Origin of the sequence: Sphingomonas sp. ATCC 31555, assembly GCF_000282895.1 — a bacterium.
Taxonomy (GTDB): Bacteria; Pseudomonadota; Alphaproteobacteria; order Sphingomonadales; family Sphingomonadaceae; genus Sphingomonas.
On record NZ_ALBQ01000013.1, the window covers coordinates 80839 to 101991 of the forward strand.

The window sequence follows — 21153 nt, forward strand, 5'->3', positions numbered from 1 at the left end:
GTAGGCGTTCAAGCTCAACCAGCCTGCCGGTGAGATCATCGCCCTCATGGCCCCCATTAGGTGGGCCCATAGTGGCGCCAGGACGGACAGGCCACTTTTTCCTCAGACGGTCCTGGACGGACGCTTACCGCCAAGCCGCGAAAGCGGCGCTCACATTCCTGTCGCATGTCCGCCGTCTGCAACGGGTGGGGCCAACCGCCCAGCTGCCACAGTGGTAGGGGACCTGCCGAGCGCATGGCATAGTACCAGTCTTCCAACTCACGATTGTCATCGACCTGCCCCGCGTCGTCCTCGGGCCCGAGGGGGGAGTAGGTCATGCGGCGGTCGAAGCTGACATACAGGGGCGCTGGCACCTCATCGGGTGGCAACGTAAGTCGTTCGGTTGATGAAACATGGATCACGCGACTGTTCGTAGAACTGTACTCGCCCCATTCGTTCTGCCCCACGAAAAACAGCAGCTTCCCAGAAGCGGGTAACCAGGCAAACTGATCGCGATTGTGCAGGTCCGCCAACTCTATTTGCGCGATGAAAGTAAGCTCGCGCCCTCTACACGTTGGCCATGGGAAGGGGGCGAATGGCGCCGGGTACCCGCCCACATGCGAGGCGGTAGGTTCGTCCGCACGACGTCCGAGGTATCCGAGTCGCCCGGTTTGCAGCTTCGCATGCTTCAAGCGAGTAACGGTCGCAGGAGATCGAGGGATCAGCCGACCATCCAAATCGATTTCGGATGCTAGGTACCGGCGTTGAAACTGGGGGTCGGCCGCAACTCCTGCGGCCATCTTCTCAACAAGGAGTCGAAGCCCCGGAACCTGATCGATCAGTCGCCGCATCACCACACCAGTTCCGCGCAAATTAGGCATGAACTTAGCAGCCTCTGTGTCAAGAAAGGGGTGCGTTTGCCAGATTCAGCGGCTGCTAACCGCGATCGTGACCTGGAAGCCGCCAGACAGCTATCCCCCCAACTCAGGGCATTCGCGGCGATCATCGCCCGCACCGTCCAACGCAGCAGTCACCGTCCTTGCGTCCGCAACGATGCTCTCCATATGTATCGAACCGCCGCTTTCAGTCGGCCGCTCTTTGATGCTGTTCGGTAACGCCCTTCTGCGCGCGTAGCACCCGCTTCGTGGGCTAGACCTGCGCGGCCCTGGCACGCGCTCGATGCTTCACGAGCCTAAACTTCCTAAACTTCAGGGTGCCCTCGGCGCCCTCGTGGCGAGATGCGCTCAAACGTGCGAACGCCTAAACTTCCTAAACTTCAGCCGATGGGCACCGCCCGGATCGGCCCCAGGCTCAAGCCGGTCGGATGCCCGGATCGGCGAACAGGTCGCGGGCGCGGTGCTCTTCCAGGATCAGCGCCTCGGGCTGCACCACCACGCTGCCGGGCGGCACATCGCGCAGCAGCCAGACATTGCCGCCGATCGTCGATCCCCGGCCGATGGTGACGCGGCCCAAGATCGTCGTGCCGGCATAGATGGTCACATCGTCCTCCACGATCGGGTGGCGGGCGAAGCGTTCGCGCGGGCCGACGGGCGCGAGGCCCAGCGGCGCGCGGGCGCCGAGCGTGACATGCTGGTACAGCCGCACGTTGCGGCCAATGATCGCGCTCTCGCCGATCACCACGCCGGTGCCGTGATCGATGAAGAAGCTCGGGCCGATCGTCGCACCGGGATGGATGTCGATGCCGGTGCGGGCATTGGCGAGTTCGGAAATCACGCGCGCTACGATCGGCGCGCCGAGCTGGAACAGCTGGTGGGCGATGCGGTGGTGGAGCACCGCCAGCGCGCCGGGATAGCTGATAAGAACTTCGTCCACCGTCCGCGCTGCCGGATCGCCGACGAACGCCGCTTCCACATCGCTGTCGGTCAGTGCGCGGATGTCCGGCAGCGTCGCGGCGAACAGGCGGACGATCAGGTCGGGCTGGTCGGTGTCGAAGGGCTCGGCGGACCAGCCGGACCAATAGGCGCATTCGCTCGCCACCTGTTCGCGCAGGATTGCCAGTGCCTGGCCGAGCGCGGCGGCGACGAAGGCGTCTTCCTGCGCCACCGCGCCGCGAAACCCGCCGAGCCGCACAGGGTAGAGCGCGGCGGCGAGCTGTTCCACCGCCAGCGCCAAGGCCTGCGGGCGGGGGAAATGGGCGGCGACGCTGCGGTGGGTCTGGCGGTCGCGCCAGCGGGCACGGGCCTGCGACAGCGCGGTGACGGTGGCGGCGATTTCGGCGGTCATGCCGGCTCCGCTCCGGCCGGGCTCCCGCTCTCGAAGCGTGCGCTGTCGAGGATGCCGGCGCGCTTGGCGACCAAGGTCGGCACCAGCGCCTGGCCGGCGACGTTGACCGCCGTCCGGCCCATGTCGAGGATCGGGTCGATCGCTAGCAGCAGCCCGGCGCCTTCCAGCGGCAGGCCAAGCGTAGAGAGGGTAAGGGTGAGCATCACCGTCGCGCCGGTCAGCCCGGCCGTCGCCGCCGATCCGATCACCGAGACGAAGGCGATCAGCCCATAGTCGAGCGGATGGAGGGTCACGCCGAAGAATTGCGCGACGAAGATCGCCGATACCGCTGGATAGATCGCGGCGCATCCGTCCATCTTCGTCGTCGCGCCCAGCGGCACGGCAAAGGCGGCGTAGGCGCGCGGTACGCCCAGCGCCCGTTCGGTCACGTCCTCGGTGACGGGCAGGGTGCCGATCGACGAGCGCGAGACGAAGCCGAGCTGGATCGCCGGCCAGGCGGCCGCGAAGAAGCGCAGCGGGTTCAGGCCATTCGCGGCGAGCAGCAGCGGGTAGACGAGGAACAGCACCAGCGCGAGGCCGAGATAAATGGCAGTAGCGAAAGCGCCCAGCGCCGACAGCGCATCCCAGCCATAGCGCGCGACGGCGTCGCCGATCAGCGCGGCGCTGCCGATTGGGGTCAGCGCGATCACCCAGCGCAGCAGCCGGCGGAAGATCGTCAGTGCAGACTGGTTGAACGCGAGGAACGGCTCGCCCGCGGCCCCCACGCGCACCGCCGCCGCGCCCACTGCGATCGCCAGCACGATGATCTGGAGCACGTTGAAGCTGAGCGCCGTGCTCGCCGTGCCATCGGCCAGCTTGGTCGCAGCGCTGAGGCCCAGGAAATTGGCCGGCACCAGGCCCTTGAGGAAGTCGAGCCAGGATCCGCTGGTCGACGGCGCATGCGCGGCGGCCGCCTCGACGCCGGCGTGCAGCCCCGGCTGGAGCAGCAGGCCCAGCGCGATCCCGATCGTAACCGCGATCAGCGCGGTGATCGCGAACCACAGCAGCGTCTGCACCACCAGCTTCGCGGCATTCTCCAGATCGCGCAGCGCCGCGATCGAGGCGACGATGGCGGTGAACACCAGCGGCGGCACCAGCGCCTTCAGCAGCTGGACGAAGATCTGGCCGGTGGTGTGCAGTGCCTCGCCCAGCCATGCGCCGCCGGCACCCCCGCGCACCAGCAGGCCGAGGGCCAGCCCGGCCACGAGGCCGAGCGCCACCTGCGTGCCGAACGAGAGGCGGGTGCCTGTGGAGCGCGGCTCCGGCGAAGTCGGGCGTTGCGAAATCATCCAGTAAAGATGGCGGCTTAATGCCCATCATCTAAATGGGATTTGATATCGTCCCCTAAAGATTTTGTGTGGGCGGCGCCTGCCCCGGCTTTGCGACGAACCGAAAAGTCCCGCGCAACCCCCTGCCAGTCCACGCATTATCAGGCACATGCCTGCCTATCGCTTTCGTTTGTGTACTCCCGATCATGTGTCGCATCTGTCCGAGCAGCGGGAGCTTCCCGATCTGCGCCAGGCAATGATCGCGGCGCATGGCGTCGCCCGGCGGGTGCTGCGCCGGCACCGGCTGTCGACGCCGCTGCACGGCACCCTCGACATCGAGGATGAAGCGCAGCAGCCGGTGGCGCGCATCCTGTTGACCGATCTGGCGCGGCAGATTTCCTGAGGCGGTGCCTCCAGCAAACGAGGAAGCGGAACATGGACGATGGTGGCCACGCAGTCTTGTACCGGATGGTGCTGCCCGATCACGTCTGCCCCTTCGGTGTCCGGGCGCGCGACCTGCTGCAGGAGCGCGGCTACACGATCGACGATCGGGTCCTGAGCTCGCGGGTGGAGGTGGACGATGCCAAGACCCGGTTCGGCGTCGCGACGACGCCGGTGGTGTTCATCGGCGACCGGCAGATCGGTGGAGCCGACGCGCTCGAACGCTATCTTGCGGATCGTTAAGCCCAGCCGCCGATCGGGTGCAGCAGCAGCGCCGCCCCGGCCAGATTGATCGCGACACCGATCGCAAGCCGGGCGGGCGGCAGGTGACGAAGCAGTGCGCTGGTCATGGCGTCTTCTCCTGTACGATCCTGCGGGTTGAACGCATCGGCAGGGCGGGGGGTCCATGGCTCCGCCCTTGAAGCGGTGGCGCGGCTGTGTTCAACCAGTGGCTCTCCCAGCAACGAGGCTCCCGTGATCGCGAAACCCACTCTCATGCCCTTGCTCGCCGCCCTTGCCGGCAGCATGGTGCTTGCCGCCGCCCCGGCCGCCGCCCAGCGTCTGTCCAAGGCGGAGACCGCGATGGTCCGCACCGTCGATGCCGACCAGGATCGTTCGATCGCGCTGCTCGAGGAACTGGTGAACCAGAATAGCGGCACGCTGAACCTCGCCGGAGTGGCGAAGGTGGGGCAGCGGATGCGCGCCGAGCTGGAAGCGCTGGGGTTCGCGGTCACCTGGAAGCCGATGGACGCAGTGCAGCGCGCCGGCCATCTGATCGCGGTGCACCGCGGGCGGCCCGGCACCAAGCGGCTGTTGCTGATCGGCCATCTCGACACGGTGTTCGAGCCCGACTCCCCGTTCCAGCGCTTCGTGCGCAAGGGCGACCTTGCCGAAGGGCCCGGCGTGGGCGACGACAAGGGGGGTATGGTCGTGATCGTCGCTGCCCTGCGCGCGATGCAGGCGGCGGGCACGCTGGCGCCTGCCAATATCGAGATCGTGCTGACCGGCGACGAGGAGAAATCGGGCAGCCCGCACAGCATCGCCCGCGCCGATCTGATCGCTGCCGGCAAGCGCGCCGATGTCGCGCTCGATTTCGAGGGGCTGGTGCGCGATGACGGGCGCGACATGGGATCGGTGGCGCGGCGATCGGCGATCGACTGGCGGATCACGGCGAGCGGCACCACCGGCCACAGCTCCGGCATCTTCGGCCCCGGCGTGGGCGATGGCGCGATTTACGAGCTGGTGCGGATCCTGGCCGCCTTCCGCACGGAACTGCCGGAGCCCAACCTCACCTTCAACACCGGTGTGATCGCCGGCGGTGCGCGCGCCAGCATCGACGCCACGGGCGCGGCCGCAGCGGCGGGCAAGCCCAACATCATTCCACCCGTCGCCATCGCGGTCGGCGATTTTCGCACGCTGAGCCCGGCCCAGACCGCGCGGGTGCGCGCGAAGATGGAGGCGATCGTCGCGGCGCACGCACCGGGTACCGACGCACGCATCGAATTCGGCGAAGGCTATCCGGCGATGGCACCGACCGAAGGCAATCGCGCGCTGCTCGCAGCGCTCAACGGCGTGAACCGCGATCTCGGGCTGGCAGAGATGCCGGCGCTCGATCCGCTGAAGCGGGGGGCAGGCGACATCTCGTTCGTCGCGGCCGATGTGGACAGCCTCGCCGGGCTCGGCCCCTACAGCACGGGCGACCATGCGCCGGGCGAGGCGGTGGACCTGCCCAGCATCGCCCGCCAGGCCAAGCGCGCCGCCATCCTGATGTCGCGCCTCAGCACCGAGCGCGCGCGGTGAGGCGGCTGCTGCTCGCGCTGGCGCTGCTGCTCCTGCTGCCCGGTTTGGCCCGCGCCGAACCGCAGTTCGAGGTGCTGGTGGTCGCAGCGCCGAGCACCTATCATTACGAATACATCCCGGTTGCGCGTGACAGTCTGGAGCAGCTGGCGCGGCTGCACGGTTTCGGGTTGACGTGGAGCAAGGATGGCGCGCCGCTGGACGGCGCGTTGGAACGCTACGCCACGATATTGTTTCTCAACACGCCCGCGGACAGCTTTACCCCCAGCCAGCGTGGCGGGCTCGAGCGCTATATGGCTGGCGGGGGCAACGCGGTCATCGTACACCGCGCCGCGATCGTACCGGCGGGGGTGTGGCCATGGTATGAGAAGCTGATCGGCCGCAGCTTCGTCAATCATCCAATGATCCAGACCGGCGTGGTGACGGTGCTCGACAAGGGCTTCCCCGCCGCCTTCGGCCTGCCCGATCGCTGGCTGTGGAGCGACGAATTCTACGTCACCGCCAATCCCTTCGACATCGCGATCCACCGCGTGCTGGGGGTGGATGAGACAAGCTATGATCCCACCCGCATCTGGCCGGGCCAGGTGGGTCACCGGATGGGCAAGGATCACCCCCTTGCCTGGTATCGCCGTCACGGCCGCAGCCGCGTGTTCGTGACGCTGCTGGGCCATGAGGCGGTGATGTACCGCGACGATCGCTACCTGCAACACCTGCTGGGCGGCATCTACTGGACGGCGACGGGGAAGGGCGAGCAGCGCTGATTTGCTCGAGCCTGCGCGAGGGAGCGAAATCGCCTGCCATGCGCTTTCGCCGCACCGAAGGTTGAACGAGCGAAACGAACGATGATGACGTCAAGGATTGCGCTGCTGGCGCTGTTGCCCATGGTAGTCGCCGGTGCGGAAGCGTCGGCGCAGAGCTATGCGCCGCAGACGCTGGGCGACTGGACGATCGCGGCGAGCAAGGACGGGCAGGGCTGCTTCCTCACCCGCAGCTATCCGGTCGACGGCAATACCAGCGTGCTGCTGGGGATGGACCGCGATGGCAGCAACCATCTGTCGGTATTGAACGACCATTGGTCGATCAAACAGCAGCAACGGGTGAAGCTCAACTTCCGGCTGACGCGCGGCGGCTACCCGAATCACGCGGCGGTAGGACTGGCCGCGGACGGCAAGCGCGGTTTCGTATCGGCATTCGAGGCAAAGTTCCCGGATCATTTTGCCACGTCCAAGGCGCTGCACATCGATCGCGGCGGCGTGAAGGTGGCGCAGCTGGACCTTACCGGCAGCGGCGCGGCGGTGGCGGAACTGCGCCGCTGCGTCGCTGCACAGACCGGGCCCGCACCGCGCGCCGCATCCTCGGGCGAAGGATCGTCCGACATCCCGCGCGATCCCTTCGCACCCGAAGCCAAGCCCAAGCGCCGGAAATAGCGGCGGCGCGATTCCACCAGCCGAGCCGATTTTGCGACGATCTGATCATATCCCAAACTGCATTGTATTTCAGATAGATGCGTCGCGCATTTCCCGAATTTCGGCCGGCCGGAGAAGAGGCACGGCCGATCGGAAGCGGGATTGTTGGAACCGGAAGGCTCGGCTTGGGTAGTTACCCTTGGTTAACGAGTGGAAGAAAAGCAATGTCGCATACCGTACGTAAGATTGCCCCCGTAGTTCTGGTGATGGTCGGTGCCGTCGGGCTTAGCGGCTGTGCCACCAAGTCCTTCGTCCGCGAACAGATCGCCCCCGTCAGCGCGCGCGTCGACACGCTCGAAACGCGCCTGCAGGAAACGGACAGCACCGCCAAGGCGGCGCTGGCCCAGGCGCAGTCGGCATCCGGCCAGGCCCAGGCCGCAGCCGGCCAGGCGCAGCAGAACGGCCAGCGGCTCGACCAGCTGACCGGCCGCGTCGACAGCGTCGAGCAGCAGCAGATGCAGATGCAGGCACAGCAGAAGCGCGGCAAGCGCGCGCGCAATTGATCGATCCCCGGCCTTCGGGCCGGTACGTCCTTTGACCTGAACAGGATGGCCGCCCATCAAGCGGCCATCCTTTTCCCGTATCGAGCCCCCATCGATGATCCCCACCGTTCTGGCCCTGGCAGGGCTTGTGCTTTCCGCACCGATCCCGTCGACCCCGGAAGCCGCCAAGCCGGCGGCCGCCAAGCTCCTTCTATCCGCCGAGGCGGAACGCGTTGCCGGCTGGGTTTCCACCAGCAAGGACAATCACGCGCTGCCCTATGCGATCGTCGACAAGAAGAACGCGGCGCTGTTCCTGTTCAACGCCAAGGGCAAGGCGATCGGCGCGGTGCCAGTGCTGATCGGGATCGCGCCCGGAGATGATGCCACCGCCGGCATCGGTTCCAAGAACCTCTCTGAAATCGGCCCTGCGGAGAAGACCACGCCGGCCGGCCGGTTCCTGGCCAAGTTCGGGCTTGCCGCCGGCAGCACCCGTGTCCTGTGGGTCGATTATTTCACCTCGGTTGCGTTGCACCCGATTCCGCCGGCATCGCCTAAGAAGGAACGCCGCCGCCAGCGGCTCCTATCGTCGCGCACCGATGACAATCGCATCACGTTCGGCTGCATCAACGTGCCCAGCGCCTTTTACAGCAAGACGGTGCAGCCGACGTTCCGGCGCAAGGGCGGCTATGTCTATGTCCTGCCGGACACCAAGCCGCTGGAAGAGGTGTTCCCCGGCCTGCATGCCAGCCCCGCGAACTAAGCGTTCGTTCGGGAATCTGGTCGGCCGGCGCGGCGGGCCCGCCGTCAAGGTCCCAACAGCCCGCCAGTCGACAACCTACCCGCGGAACAGCGACAGCGGCCCGCGCCCGGCGGTGCTCCAGGTCGACCAGTTCGGGAAGACATAGGGCAGATCGGCATCGGCAACGCCGTGCCAGCGCGCGATCGCGCCCAGATATTCCTCCTGTGCGATGCCTGGGATGAACCGGCCTTCACGGGTGATGTCGTCGGCGCCGCCCAGCACCGGATCGGGATAGCTGCCGAAGATCGTCTTCGGTGCCAGATCGCCGCCCATCACCAGATGGTTGTTGCCCCAGGCATGGTCGGTGCCGTTCTGGCCGTTGCCCAGATAGGTGCGGCCGAAATCGCTCATCGTGAAGCTGGTGACGTTCGCCGCCAGCCCCAGCGCGGCCATGGCGCGGTGGAACCCGGCCATTGCCATGGCGAGGTCGCCGAGAAGATTGGCGTGGCCGCCCAGCGCGGTCGCGCCGCCCTGCACCTGCCCCGAATGGGTATCATAGCCGCCCTGGCTGACCAGGAAGTTCTGGCGCGCATGGCCCAGTGTGCCGCGCGCGGCGATCATCCGCGCCACCACCATCAGCTGCCTGGCGACTTCGCTGGTCAGCGCGGCGCCGGTGGTCGGGTTGGTGAAATAGCTGTCCGTGCTGCTGGTGCCGGCGAGGATGCCATTTGCCGCCGCCGCCTGATCGTAGCTGCGCGTCAGATCCTGGGCGACGCCGTCCAGCATCGCATTGCCGTCGGCATTGCTGGCCAGCGCGGTGATCGCGGCATTCTTCATGCTCGATCCGGCGCTGTAGCCGGCGCGGCCGGGCAGGCCGCTGGAGGGCAGGATCAGCGGCGTCGTCTGCCGCCCGAGCACGCCGATCGCCGCGCCGGCCAGCGAAATGACCGGGGGCAGCGTGCCGCCCGACATCCGGTCGCCGATCCGGCCGAGGAACCCGTCGCGGCTGGGTTCGCGGGCGCGCAGGCCCTGCCAATGGTCCTGCTCGTCGGAATGGCTCATCAGATTGGCGGGGCGGAGATCCGCTCGCGACTGATAGCTGGCTTTGGTAAGCGGCGCGAACAGCGTGCCGGTGTTCAGCACCACCGCCAGCGATCCTTCGTCCCAGAGCGGCTGGAGCGCCGCCATCGCCGGATGCAGCGCCATCGCGCTGCCGCTGAGCGGCGTCAGCGCCGATCGCGCGATGCCGACGCTGCCGCGCGCCGCCAGATAGGCGCTGTGCCGCGCATCGGTGGGGATCACCATGTTCCAGCCATCGTTCCCGCCGAACAGGAAGATGCCGACCATGGCCCGATAACTGCCGCTGGGCGCGGCGACGGCGGCGGTGCGGCCGAACTGTCCGAGCGCGGCGAGCGCGCCGGTGCCGGCGGTGAGGCGAACGAAATCGCGACGGGAAAGCGACATGGCGGGGATCCTCAGCGATCGACCAGGAACATCGGGCTGGTGCCCGCGACATAGAGCAGCATCTGCGCGCGCTTGCGGGCCTGCAGCTTGGGATCGGCATTGGTGACTGCCATCGCCGCCGCCTTCAGCGCATCCCGCTGCGCCTTGCTGAGCCCGTTCGCGAACATCAGCAGATCGATTCGCGCGATCATGGCGTCGACGTCGTCGCCGAACGCTTCCCAATCGCCCCACAAGGGCGCGGAGCCGGAGGTGGAGGGCAGCGTGGTGACCGCAGCGAACTCGCCGCGTGTCGCATCGCCGGTCACCGTCCACTCATAGACGAGGTTGTGCAGGCGCATCACCGTGTTGCTGGTGAGCAGCTTCGAGGCGGGGCTGCGCAGGCTGGCATTGCCGGGCAGCGGGAAATCGACAGGGTAGAAATTGAACACCGACGGCGCCCGCATCACCGGCTGGGCGATGATCGCATCGCGCACCTGGAAGACATAGCCATCGGTGGTGAAGCCGATCACCCGCGCCAGGCTGGTCATCGCCAGCACCGGTTCCTTCAGCTTGCCGGCGACGTTGCCCTGGGGCGCCCGCGCCTCCGCATCGGTAAGGATCGCGCGGACCACGGCCTTCAGGTCACCGCGCACGCCGCTGCCATTGTTGGCGAAGGCCGCGGCCACCCGCCCGATATAGGCGGGGCTGGGATTGGGCGTGACGAGATGCGCGATCAGGTGGCGTGCGACCGAAGGCGCGGTGGAGGGGTGGTTGAACGCGGCATCGACCACTGCCGCAACGCTCGCCTGCTGGCTCGCGCCGGCGGGCACGGTGACGCCCAGGAACCGCTTTTCGGCGCTGTCGTAGCGCGTCGGAGACGGGATCATCGGCTGGGCATAGCTGATCGCCTGCCCGTCGCTGGTCGCCGCGCCGCCGACACGGGCATAGGTCCAGCCGGTCAGCGCGCGCGCGACCTCGCGGATATCGTCGGCGGTGTAGTTGGGGATGGTGCCGCCACTGGCGTCGCGCTCGGGCGTGCCGTCCATCGCCAGCCGTTCCGGCCCCATGGCGAAAAGCTGGAGCAATTCGCGGGCGTAATTCTCCGATGGCGTGCCCTTCCGGCTGTCCGCCATGTCGAGATAGTCGCCCATATAGCCGTTCATCGTGACGGCGAGCAGGATGTCGCGATAATTGCCGAACGCATTGGCGAGGAAGATCTGGTGCAGGGCGGCGATGCCGGCGGTCGAGCGCACTTCCGCTTCGGATGCGACGATTCGCTGGCCGAGCGCGAAGGCGACGCGCTGGCGCAGCTGGTCCGGCGCGCTGATCGCATCGGCATAGAAGCGCATGGCCACCGGCGTGCGGCTGAAGTTGCGCATCGAACAGGCCGAATCACCGGACGCGCAGCTATCGCGACGCACCTCGTTGGTGGCGAGGTCGGCATAGGTGCTGCCGGTGGCGGCGAATTGTTCGTCGAGCCAGCCGTTCACCCCCAGGCTGCGGATGCGTTCCACCAACGCCATGGTGGGGCCGAAGCTGGCCTGCTGGGCCAGCCGCACCGCATCGTCGCGGGCGGGGATCGCCGGGCTGGGTGCCGGGGTCGGCAGGGAGACCGGCGACGCGACGCCGCCGCCACTTCCACCGCCGCCGCCGCCATCGCAGCCCGCCAGCATGGCCAATGCCATCGCAGCACCCGCCGCGATGGCCCATTTCGATACGCAAGACACGGAGCAGGTTCCTTCGAACGCGCGGTGGCACGGAAGGAAGCTGTACGCCCGGTACGGTTAAGAACCGGGCGACGGACATGGTTAGCGACGGGTTAAACCTGGCGGCGCGACCCGGGATTATCCCGTAGTCGCCGGTGCTTATGCGGGATCAGCCCTGCGCCCAGCCATAATGGCTGGCGGCAATCGCCGCCTGGGTGCGGTTGCGCACGTTCAGCTTGCGCATCAGCGCGGTCATGTGAACCTTCACCGTCGCTTCGGCGATGCCGAGTTCGTGCGCGATCTGCTTGTTGAGCAGGCCCGAATGCACATGGCGGAGCACTTCCATCTGGGTGGGCGTGAGCCGCGGCGGAGTGGGGGCGGCGGGGACATCCTGCAAATCCATCGCGACGTGCATCGCTTCTCTCCCATGCTTCGATTGCCTTGCGGGGTCGAGCGTCGCCGAAGCGCGCGGGCCCGCGGAATCGTTAACGTTAACGTACCTCGATTGGTAGGACAGATTCAAGCGGAAATATCGCCGATGGTCGTAGAAACCGCGTTTGATCTGGCAAATCGGTGCGCAGCTGCCTAGAACCTGTCTAATAGGTTCGGCGAGGCCGAGCGTCAGCGGGAGGGGAGGGGATGCGGGTTCCAGAACGGGAGCGCAGCGGCCGATGAGCCAGCCCCGGCTTTCCGACCATGCCTATGCCGCGATCGTCGCGCTGATCGAATCGGAAGACCTGCAGATCGGCGATCGCCTGCCCGCCGAAGCGCGCCTGGCGGAAATGATCGGCGTGTCGCGCGTGATCGTGCGCGAGGCGCTGGTGCGGCTCGGCTCCGACGGGATCACCGAAGTGCGGCGCGGCGCGGGATCGTTCGTCAAGGGGCGCCCGTCGCAACGGCTGAAGGCGTTCATGCCGCTCGCCGAACTGCCGGCGACGTTGGGCAGCTACGAAGTGCGGTTCGTGCTGGAAACCGAGGCGGCGCGGCTGGCGGCGCAGCGCCGCACGCCGGAGCAGATGATCGAGGTGGAAGCGGCGCTCGGTCGGCTGCGCACGGCGCTGCTGTCCAGCGCGCCTGCCCATGTCGAGGATCGCGAGCTGCACCGCGCCATCGCTGATGCCACCGGCAATCTGGCGTTCCAGCAGGCGTTCGACGCGCTATGGCCGGATGTGGAGAAGGTGATGCAGGCCGGCGTGGACATTTCCCGATCGCGCCCGCCGGAAGTGATCGCGGTGATGTTGCGCGAGCATGAGGTGATCGTCGAATCGATCCGCGCCCAGGATGCGGAGCGCGCCGCGCTGGCGATGCGCTGGCATCTGGGGGAGGGACGGCGCAGGCTTATGCCCTGACGGCGCGGAGATGCGCAAGCACCGCGTCGCACAGCAGCGGCGCAGGAGCATCGGCAGCGAGCGTCAGCGCCGCTTCGGCGGCACCGGGCCGCTCCAGCGTGGCGAGCTGGCTATCGAGCAGGCCGGGCGGCATGAAATGGCCGGGGCGCGCCTGCATCCGCGCCAGCAGGGCTTCGCGCGCCGCGTCGAGCAGCACGAACTGCACCGGCCCGCCGATCCGCCGTCGCAGCCGCTCGCGATAGGCGATGCGCAGCGACGAACAGGCGCCGACCGCGATGCCATGCGCCGCGACCGTCTCTGCCATCGCGCTGCCCAGCCGATCGAGCCAGGGCCAGCGATCGGCATCGGTGAGCGGCTGTCCGCCGCGCATCTTGGCGACCGCGGCCTCCGAATGAAAGGCATCGCCCTCCAGGAAAGGGCAGCCCAGCGCGTCGGCGAGCAGCGCGCCGAGCGTCGATTTGCCGCAGCCGCTGACGCCCATCACGATCACCGCGCCTGCGCGTCTCTCCGGCATTGCCTGGTCTCCCGCTGCCATCCGGGCGGTTCTGGACAGGCGATGCGCGGCTGAAAACTACGACCATGGTCGCAGATGTTCGCGTGCCGCAGGCGGGTTAGCCCTTGGTATCAAAGACTAAGGAGGATCAGGGGATGGAATTGCGCTGCATCGCCGCCGGCTTGCTGATGGCCACCGCACTCTCGACGCCCGCAATGGCGCAGTCGATCTCGGTCTTCCCGACCGCACCGGACGAGCCGCGCGCGGTGACGGTGAAGGCAAAGGGGGACGGCAAGGCCGATGACAGCGCCGCGCTGCAAAAGGCGTTCGATGCGGCCCGCGACGATACGCGGCACGGCATCGTGTTCCTGCCTTCCGGCCGCTATCGCATCACCCGCACGCTGGTCGTGCCCGCCGGGGTGCGCGTTTATGGCGTCGGCCCCACCCGGCCGGTGATCCTGCTCGGCGCCAACACGCCGGGCTTCCAGCAGGGCGTATCGACGATGCTCGTCTTCGCCGGGGACGACCAATATGCCGTGGGCAAGGTGCCCGTGCCGGTGCCGACGGTGGTGCCGCGCGAGAAGGTGGTGCGCGACGCCAATTCGGGCACCTTCTATTCCTCGATGCGCAATGTCGACATCGAGATCGCGGGCGGCAATCCCGCCGCCGCGGGCGTGCGCTTCCGCATGGCGCAGCACGCGTTTCTGAGCGACATGGAATTCCGCCTCGGCTCCGCCTTTGCCGGGGTGTACCAGGCCGGCAACGTGATGGAACGCGTCGCCTTCAAGGGTGGCCGCTACGGCATCGTCACCGAGAAGACCTCGCCCGCCTGGCAGTTCACGCTGATCGATTCGACCTTCGACGGCCAGCGCGACGCCGCGATCCGCGAGCATGAGGTGGACCTGACGCTGGTCAATGTCGCGATCCGCGACACGCCGGTGGGGATCGAGATCGATCGCGGCTATTCGGACTCGCTCTGGGGCAAGGACGTGCGGTTCGAGCGCGTCTCCCGGGCCGGCGTGGTGATCTCCAGCGAGAATAACGTGTTCACCCAGGTCGGCTTCGACAATGCCGTGGCGATCGACAGCCCGGTGTTCGCGCGCTTCCGCGAAAGCGGCAAGACGGTGGCGGGCAAGGGCAGGGCATATCGCGTCGCGTCCTTCTCCTATGGCCTGGCGGTGCCGAAGCTGGGCGCGATGGGCGAATACAAGACGCAGGCGGACGTGCAGCCGCTGGCGGCGCTGCCCGCCCGACGCGATCCTGCCGTGCGGGCGCTCCCCGCGATGGCCGAATGGGTGAACGTCCGCACGCTGGGGGTGGTGGGCGACGGCAAGGCCGACGATACCGCCGCGCTCCAGAAGGCCATCGACGGCAATCGCGTGCTCTATTTCCCGATCGGCTTCTACAAGGTCACCGACCGGCTGAAGCTGCGGCCGGACAGCGTGCTGATCGGCCTGCACCCGGCGACGACGCAGCTCTACATCCCCGATGGCAATCCCGCCCATGCCGGGCTGGGCAGCGTGCTGCCGATCCTGGAGACGCCGCTGGGCGGCGACAACATCCTGGCCGGCCTCGGCCTGTTCACGGGGCGGGTGAACCCGCGCGCGGCGGCGGTGCTGTGGCGCTCCGGTGCCAACAGCCTGATGCAGGACGTGAAGATCATGGGCGGCGGCGGTACCCCCACCGCCGATGGCAAGCCGCTCGGCAGCCTGCAGGCGCGGAGCGGCGATCCGGTGGCGGACGGCCGCTGGGATGCGCAATATCCCAGCATCTGGGTGGATGGCGGCGGCGGCACCTTCACCGATGTGTGGAGCCCCAACACCTTTGCCCAGGCCGGCTTCACCATCACCAACACGCGCGTGCCCGGCCATGTCTATGAAATGTCGGTCGAGCACCATGTTCGCAACGAATTCGTGCTCGACAATGTCGAGAACTGGGAATTCCTGGCCCCGCAGACCGAGCAGGAAGTGGGCGACGGGCCTGACGCGGTTTCGCTGGAGATCCGCAATTCGCGCAACCTGCTGTTCGCCAATTATCACGGTTATCGGGTGACGCGCAGCTATCATCCGGCGTTCGCGGCGGTGCGGCTGTTCAATTCTTCCGACATCCGCTTCCGCAACGTCCATATCAACGCCGAAAGCGGCTATGCGGCGTGCGACGACGAGGGCTGCGGCACCTTCCTGCGCGCCAGCAAATATCCGTTCGAAAATGCGATCGAGGACGTGACCGGCAAGAAGCTGGTGCGCGAGCGCGAGTTCGCCCATCTCGATATCGGCGCCGTCGAGCGGCAGGTGGCGGAGAAGCCGGCGGGCGGCAAGGTGGAGAAGCTGGAGGACGGCTTCTATTCGATCTCCGGCGGCGCGGTGGACGCGCAGGGCCGGCTCTATTTCATCGATCGCCGCTTCCAGCGCATCCAGCGCTGGACGGAGGCGAAGGGGCTGGAGATCATCCGCGACCACGCGCTCGATCCGGTCAACCTCGCGGTCGATGCCTCGGGCAAGCTGCTGGTGCTCTCGTCGCTTGGGCCGAAGGGCGCGGTCTATGCGATCGATCCCGACGGGCCGCGCGACCAGCTGACCCGTATCGAGCCGACGGCCGTGCGCAGCGACGGGCAGGCGAAGACGCTGCTACCGGTCAACTGGTGGGCCAACGGCGAATTCCGCGATCAGCTCAACCACCAGACCTACCAGTTCACCACCATGGCCGAGCTGTTCGCCAAGGAAGCCGGCGAACCCAAGGCGCGCGAATATGTGTCGCCCGACGGCAGCATCGCGCTGCCCGCCTTCCGGGTATGGCAGCAGGGGCCGATCGACCATGTCGGCTGGCGCTGGTCGCACGCGCTCAACGCCAACGGGCTGGTCGGCGGCAAGCCGGGCGAGCGACTGTTCGTTACCAACGCGTCGGAGAACATGACCTATACGGGCACGGTCGGGCCTTCGGGAACGCTGATCGATCTGAAGCCCTTTGCCAATCGCGGCGGCGAAAGCGTCGCGGTGGCACCGGATGGTCGCGTCTATGTCGCGAACGGGCAGGTGTTCGTCTATGACGCAAGCGGCAAGCAGGTGGGGCGCATCGACGTGCCCGAACGGCCGACCCAGATCCTGTTCGGCGGGCCGGACAAGCGCACGCTGTTCATCCTGACGCACCACGCGTTATATTCTACCCGGCCGTGATCGTCCGTCTTCGGCGACAATGGGCCGGGTGATCGCAGATAACACCGTCGTCCCCGCGCAGGCGGGGATCCATCGGCGCTGATGGCGCGGCTCTTTCTCCGGCCGCGCAGGATGATGGATTCCCGCCTTCGCGGGAATGACGGCGGCTTTTGGGAAACGCGTTCGCGCTCGGGTGATCCGGGGTGCCGCTATTTTTTCGGCGTGACCCACACCGACACCGGCACCACCACCTTGCCCGGCGCGGGCTTGCCCACATCGACCCGATCGATGGCGACCAGTTCGCCGCTTTCGAGGGTGAAGGAGGCCCAGGGCTTGGGCATCCGGCCGAAGGTCATCTTCTGAATCGGTTGGCCGGTGGTGGAGTTCATCACGGTAGCAGTAACAGGCATTTGCGTGCCGATAGACAGGGCGGGGCGGCCCTGTCCAGCCGGGGCTTCGCGCCGCCTACCACCAATGTCGTACGTGTCGGCGGGGCAGCGCAGGTCTAGTCCTTTCTAAGCGCCGGGATAACGGCCGAAAGAAAGTGGAGGGGATGGATCGCATGAAGGGAATGTTCACACCAGATCGACTGCACCACGGCGCGAGCCTGTTCGCGCTCGCCGCGATGGCGAGCTTCGCCGGCGCCGCGCAGGCGCAGACGACCGCCGATGCGCCGCCGGCCCCGCAGACCACCGTTCCCGATCAGGCCGCCACCGCCGCCGCCGATCAGGAAGGCCAGATCATCGTCACCGGATCGCGCATCATCGCCAGCGGTTTCACCGCGCCGACGCCCACGACGGTGCTGGGCGAGGAACAGATCGCCGCCATCGCCCAGCCCAACCTGTTCAACACCATCGCCCAGCTGCCGTCGCTGCAAGGATCGACGGGGGCCGCGACGGGCACGTTCAGCACTTCGAGCGGGCAGCAGGGCCTCAGCTCCTTCTCGCTGCGCGGCCTGCAGCCGATCCGCACGCTGACGCTGCTCGACGGCCAGCGCGTCGCCGCCGCCAACGTGACCGGCGTGCCGGACGTGAGCCTGTTCCCGCAGCTGCTGGTCAAGCGCGTCGACGTGGTGAACGGCGGCGCGTCCGCCTCCTATGGTTCGGACGCTGTCGGCGGCGTGGTGAACTTCGTGACCGACACCCGCTTCACCGGCTTCAAGGCCAATGTGCAGGGCGGCATCACCACCTATGGCGACAACCGGCAGATCCTGGCGCAGGGCGCCTGGGGCAAGTCGCTGTTCGACGACAAGCTGCACCTGATCGTCAGCGGCGAATATGCGCATGACGGCGGCGTCGGCCCCGGCGACTTCGGCACCGATCTGGCCCGCGATCGCGACTGGTATCGCGCCACCACGCTGCTCAACACCGGACAGACCAACAACGGCTCGCCGCAGTTCGTGTACAGCGACTTCGCCCAGCCCTATCAATATGCGCGCTACGGCCTGATCAACAGCGGTCCTTTGCAGGGTATCGCGTTCGACGTGAACGGCACGCCGTACAACTTCAACTATGGCTCCAACGGCCAGCCGCTCGGCAATGGGCGGGTGAGCAACTGTTTCCCCGGCAACAGCTTCTGCGTGGGCGGCGATCTGACCGGGGCGCCGGGCTCGGGCGCGTCGCTCGTCTCGAAGCTGCAGCGCGTCGTCGGGTACACCCGCATCGCCTATGACATCGCGCCGGGGAACGAGATCTACGGCACGATCAACATCGGCCAGGTGAAAACCAACAACCAGCCGAGCCCGGGCTATAACCGCCCGAACTTGACGGTGCAGTGTACCAATCCCTTTCTTCCACAGCTGGTACGCGACCGCTGCGCCTCGGCAGGCATCACCAGCTTCAACTTCGGTTCTAGCAACGCATCCTTCCCCGATCCGCAGGTCTTTACCGATCGCCGTCAGTATCGCGGCGTGCTGGGCGCGAAGGGGCGGCTCGATGTTGTCGGCGGCGAGTGGAACTACGACGCCTATTACGAGCATGGCGTCACCATTTCCGACATCGACGTGAACGATATTGTCCTGCAGAATCGATATGTTGCGGCGACCAACGCGGTCGTGCTGAACGGCGCGATCGTCTGCGCGGACGCGGCCGCGCGGGCGGCGGGATGCCAGCCGATCAACATCTTCGGCGGGTTCACGCCATCGTCTGCCGCACTCGCCTATGTCACCCCCGCCAATGGCCCGTTCCAGCACACCAAGCTGACTCAGGACGTGGCGAGCGTGAACGTCTCCGGCAATCTGGTCGACCTCTGGGCTGGCCCGCTCACCCTGGCATTCGGCGGCGAATATCGTCGCGAATTCTACCGCGTGAACGCCGATCCCTATGGCGCCGGCGTGACCAGCGTCAGCCCGAACAGCGCCGCCTATCCGGCCGATCCGCTGCTCAACTCCACGCTGGGCAGCAACTGGGCGGCCGGCAACTACAAGAATGGCGGCGGCAAATATCACGTGTGGGAAGGCTTTGCCGAACTCAACCTGCCGCTGGTCGACAATGAAAGCATCGGCAAGGCGAACCTGAACGGCGCGGCGCGCGTGACCAACTATTCCACCTCCGGCACCGTTTGGGCGTGGAAGATCGGCGGCACCTGGGCGACGCCGATCGACGGCATCCGCCTGCGGGCCGTAACGTCGCGCGACGTGCGTGCTCCGAACCTGTCCGAACTGTTCGCCGCGCCGACGGTAACGACGCTGCCGAACTTCAACGATCCGTTCCGCAACGTGGCGGTGCAGGCGTTCCAGAACACGGTCGGCAACCCCGATCTGAAGCCGGAAATCGCCCGCAACACCGTCGCCGGCATCACGCTTGCCAATCCGAGCTGGCTGCCGGGGCTGAGCCTGTCGGTTGATTACTACACGATCAAGCTGAGCGGGGTCGTCTCCACCCTGTCGGCCGACCAGATCGTGCGCTTCTGCTTCGAAGGCAATCAGGCCTTCTGCGGTGGCTTCGTGCTGAACAGCCCGGTGCAGGGCGGCAATTTCATCAACGTCCAGCCGTTCAACCTGGCCAGCTGGAAAACCAGCGGTTTCGACATCGAGGCAAGCTATCGCTGGGCGCGTCCGCTGGGCCTGCCGGGCAATTTCACGGTGCGTGCGCTGGGCACGCATGTGCAGGAATTCCTTGTACGCGCCGGTATCGCGGGCGTGGATACGGTGGACAATGCCGGTTCCAACAGCGGCGCAACGCCAGACTGGAAGTGGTTGGCGATCCAGAGCTACGACACCGACCAGTTCAGCCTCTTGGTGCAGGAGCGCTGGTTCTCCGACGGCGTGTTCGGCAACCAATATGTCGTGTGCCAGTCGAACTGTCCGGCATCGACCGGTAACCACCCGACGATCAGCCGCAACTTCATGCCGGGCGCCTTCTATGTCGACGTCGGCGGATCGTACAAGGTGACGAGCGGCATCCAAGCCTATTTCAAGGTCGACAATCTGTTCAACGTCGATCCCGAGCCGAGCCCGCAGACGAACACCGGGCTCGATGTGAACCCGGCGCTCTATGACACGATCGGCCGCACCTATCGGATCGGCGTTCGCTTGAACTTCTGATCTTTCCCCCGCCCCCCTCAGGGTTCCTGGGTCCCGACCGCAAGGCCGGGACCCTTTCTTATGCTCATTCGGCGTCGGCGGCCTTGTTCACCTCGCCCTTGCCCATCGCCGAAACGAGCGCGCTGCCCGATCCGGTGAAATTGGCAGCGGGAAGCGTGGCGGTGCCGCTGCGGGTCTGCACCAGCACCTCCTCGACGGCGCCGTACGCATTCGAGCGGACCGACTGGACGGTGCCGATCGCCTTGCCGCGCGCATCCCTCACCGGCATGCCGGCGGAGACTAGGAAGGCGCCCGCCTGTGCCGCTCGCGCCGAGCCGGCGGCGGCCAGAGTCTGGGTGCGGCCGACCGCGCCGCTTGCGGCGGCCGATGCGGTGCCGGCTACCGTCGCCGGGCTAGGCAGCGCATCGCGGGCGCGGCCGACGGTGTTTCCGGCTGCCGTGCGAGCCTCGCCCGCGGCGTTGCGGCCGGTTTCGCGCAGGCCGCTCGCCGTATCGCGGGTGCGGCCCAGTGTGTCGCGCGCCGTGCCGCGCACCGCATCGGTGCCGATCAGCTGCGCGTCGGCGCTGCCATTGCCGCTCGCCGAGCCTGTAAGTGCGCCGTCCATCGTGCGGTCGCCGATGCGCGTGCTGTTCGCGACCGTGGCATCGAGTGCGCTTTCGTTCGATGCTTTCACGCGGCCTTTGCGCGTATCGACGCTGCGTTCGGTGCGGGTCGAGCCATCAACCGAGCCGCGAAGGCTGTCACCGGTGCGGGGCGAGCCGCGCATTGAGCCATCGAGCGTGCTGCCCAGATTGCCCATGCCCGAACCGCCCATGCTGCCCATGCCGCCGCCGAGCGCCCCGCCCAGCGAGCCGCCCAGGCCGCCGCTACCGCCGAGCAACTGCGCCGAAGCCGGCGAGGCTGCCAGCGCGAGAGCGAGGAGGGCTGAAGTGCCGAGAAACTTGATCATCGTCATTCTCCCAAGAAAGTGATTGTGCTGGGAGAACGGGCCCCGGATCGCGTTTAATCCCG

19 protein-coding genes are annotated in these 21153 nt (G+C 67.2%); 10 read left to right on the forward strand and 9 right to left on the reverse strand.

The window, feature by feature from the left end:
* Positions 1-56: 56 nt before the first annotated feature.
* The 3 genes from B215_RS22135 to B215_RS0106770 all read right to left on the reverse strand — a co-directional run bounded on the left by B215_RS22135 (position 57) and on the right by B215_RS0106770 (position 3551).
* Positions 57-860, reverse strand: coding sequence for a DUF1963 domain-containing protein (locus B215_RS22135; protein WP_082664468.1), 804 nt, complete (start codon positions 858-860; stop codon positions 57-59).
* Positions 861-1290: 430 nt separating this feature from the next.
* A complete protein-coding gene (gene epsC / locus B215_RS0106765; RefSeq protein ID WP_019368883.1) occupies positions 1291-2223 on the reverse strand; it encodes a serine O-acetyltransferase EpsC in 933 nt (310 codons plus the stop codon).
* Entirely contained in the window at positions 2220-3551 is a 1332-nt protein-coding gene (locus tag B215_RS0106770) for a dicarboxylate/amino acid:cation symporter (RefSeq protein WP_019368884.1), read from the reverse strand. Before B215_RS0106770 ends, epsC begins: the two co-directional genes overlap by 4 nt.
* Before the next feature lie 148 nt (positions 3552-3699).
* Between B215_RS0106770 and B215_RS0106775 the strand changes: the two genes are divergently transcribed.
* The 7 genes from B215_RS0106775 (at position 3700) to B215_RS0106810 (ending at position 8476) form a co-directional block, all read left to right on the forward strand.
* Positions 3700-3933 (forward strand): DUF6894 family protein, encoded by a 234-nt coding sequence (locus B215_RS0106775; RefSeq protein WP_037513262.1) that lies wholly within the window; start codon positions 3700-3702, stop codon positions 3931-3933.
* Between the two features lie 32 nt (positions 3934-3965).
* Positions 3966-4214: a glutaredoxin domain-containing protein gene (locus B215_RS0106780; RefSeq protein ID WP_026009035.1), complete on the forward strand. Its 249-nt coding sequence runs from the start codon at positions 3966-3968 to the stop codon at positions 4212-4214.
* A gap of 252 nt (positions 4215-4466) precedes the next feature.
* Complete coding sequence (locus B215_RS0106790; protein WP_019368888.1) at positions 4467-5771, forward strand: M20/M25/M40 family metallo-hydrolase; 1305 nt, start codon at positions 4467-4469, stop codon at positions 5769-5771.
* Positions 5768-6529, forward strand: a complete 762-nt coding sequence (locus B215_RS0106795) for a ThuA domain-containing protein (RefSeq protein ID WP_019368889.1) — start codon at positions 5768-5770, stop codon at positions 6527-6529. The genes B215_RS0106790 and B215_RS0106795 overlap by 4 nt, the downstream gene beginning before the upstream one ends.
* Before the next feature lie 84 nt (positions 6530-6613).
* The gene (locus tag B215_RS0106800; protein WP_152997836.1) at positions 6614-7195 is read left to right on the forward strand and encodes a hypothetical protein; all 582 of its coding nucleotides are present in this window, start codon (positions 6614-6616) and stop codon (positions 7193-7195) included.
* A 203-nt stretch (positions 7196-7398) separates the two neighbouring features.
* Positions 7399-7737, forward strand: a complete 339-nt coding sequence (locus B215_RS0106805; protein ID WP_026009036.1) for a hypothetical protein — start codon at positions 7399-7401, stop codon at positions 7735-7737.
* A gap of 94 nt (positions 7738-7831) precedes the next feature.
* Positions 7832-8476, forward strand: coding sequence for a hypothetical protein (locus B215_RS0106810; RefSeq protein WP_019368892.1), 645 nt, complete (start codon positions 7832-7834; stop codon positions 8474-8476).
* Between the two features lie 75 nt (positions 8477-8551).
* Here the strand turns inward: B215_RS0106810 and B215_RS19660 are convergent, their stop codons facing one another.
* From B215_RS19660 to B215_RS0106825, 3 genes are all read right to left on the reverse strand, one after another.
* On the reverse strand, positions 8552-9919 hold the full coding sequence (locus tag B215_RS19660; RefSeq protein ID WP_019368893.1) for a DUF1501 domain-containing protein: 1368 nt from the start codon (positions 9917-9919) through the stop codon (positions 8552-8554).
* Between the two features lie 11 nt (positions 9920-9930).
* Entirely contained in the window at positions 9931-11583 is a 1653-nt protein-coding gene (locus B215_RS19665) for a DUF1800 domain-containing protein (protein ID WP_050990143.1), read from the reverse strand.
* A 190-nt stretch (positions 11584-11773) separates the two neighbouring features.
* Entirely contained in the window at positions 11774-12019 is a 246-nt protein-coding gene (locus B215_RS0106825; RefSeq protein WP_019368895.1) for a response regulator transcription factor, read from the reverse strand.
* Between the two features lie 256 nt (positions 12020-12275).
* Here B215_RS0106825 and B215_RS0106830 point away from each other — a divergent pair, with 256 nt between their 5' ends.
* Positions 12276-12953, forward strand: a complete 678-nt coding sequence (locus B215_RS0106830; RefSeq protein WP_019368896.1) for a FadR/GntR family transcriptional regulator — start codon at positions 12276-12278, stop codon at positions 12951-12953.
* Here the strand turns inward: B215_RS0106830 and B215_RS0106835 are convergent.
* Positions 12943-13467, reverse strand: coding sequence for a gluconokinase (locus B215_RS0106835; RefSeq protein ID WP_026009037.1), 525 nt, complete (start codon positions 13465-13467; stop codon positions 12943-12945). The genes B215_RS0106830 and B215_RS0106835 overlap by 11 nt on opposite strands.
* A gap of 134 nt (positions 13468-13601) precedes the next feature.
* On the opposite strand from B215_RS0106835, the gene B215_RS0106840 reads away from it, so the two are divergent.
* Positions 13602-16619, forward strand: coding sequence for a glycosyl hydrolase family 28-related protein (locus tag B215_RS0106840; RefSeq protein WP_019368898.1), 3018 nt, complete (start codon positions 13602-13604; stop codon positions 16617-16619).
* A gap of 188 nt (positions 16620-16807) precedes the next feature.
* On the opposite strand, the gene B215_RS0106845 is transcribed toward B215_RS0106840, so the two are convergent.
* Complete coding sequence (locus tag B215_RS0106845; RefSeq protein WP_082664469.1) at positions 16808-17008, reverse strand: hypothetical protein; 201 nt, start codon at positions 17006-17008, stop codon at positions 16808-16810.
* 152 nt (positions 17009-17160) lie between these two features.
* On the opposite strand from B215_RS0106845, the gene B215_RS0106850 reads away from it, so the two are divergent.
* A complete protein-coding gene (locus tag B215_RS0106850) occupies positions 17161-20142 on the forward strand; it encodes a TonB-dependent receptor plug domain-containing protein (protein ID WP_019368900.1) in 2982 nt (993 codons plus the stop codon).
* A gap of 64 nt (positions 20143-20206) precedes the next feature.
* Here B215_RS0106850 and B215_RS19670 read toward each other — a convergent pair whose 3' ends face one another.
* Positions 20207-21091, reverse strand: coding sequence for a hypothetical protein (locus B215_RS19670; RefSeq protein ID WP_152997838.1), 885 nt, complete (start codon positions 21089-21091; stop codon positions 20207-20209).
* Between the last annotated feature and the right edge of the window lie 62 nt (positions 21092-21153).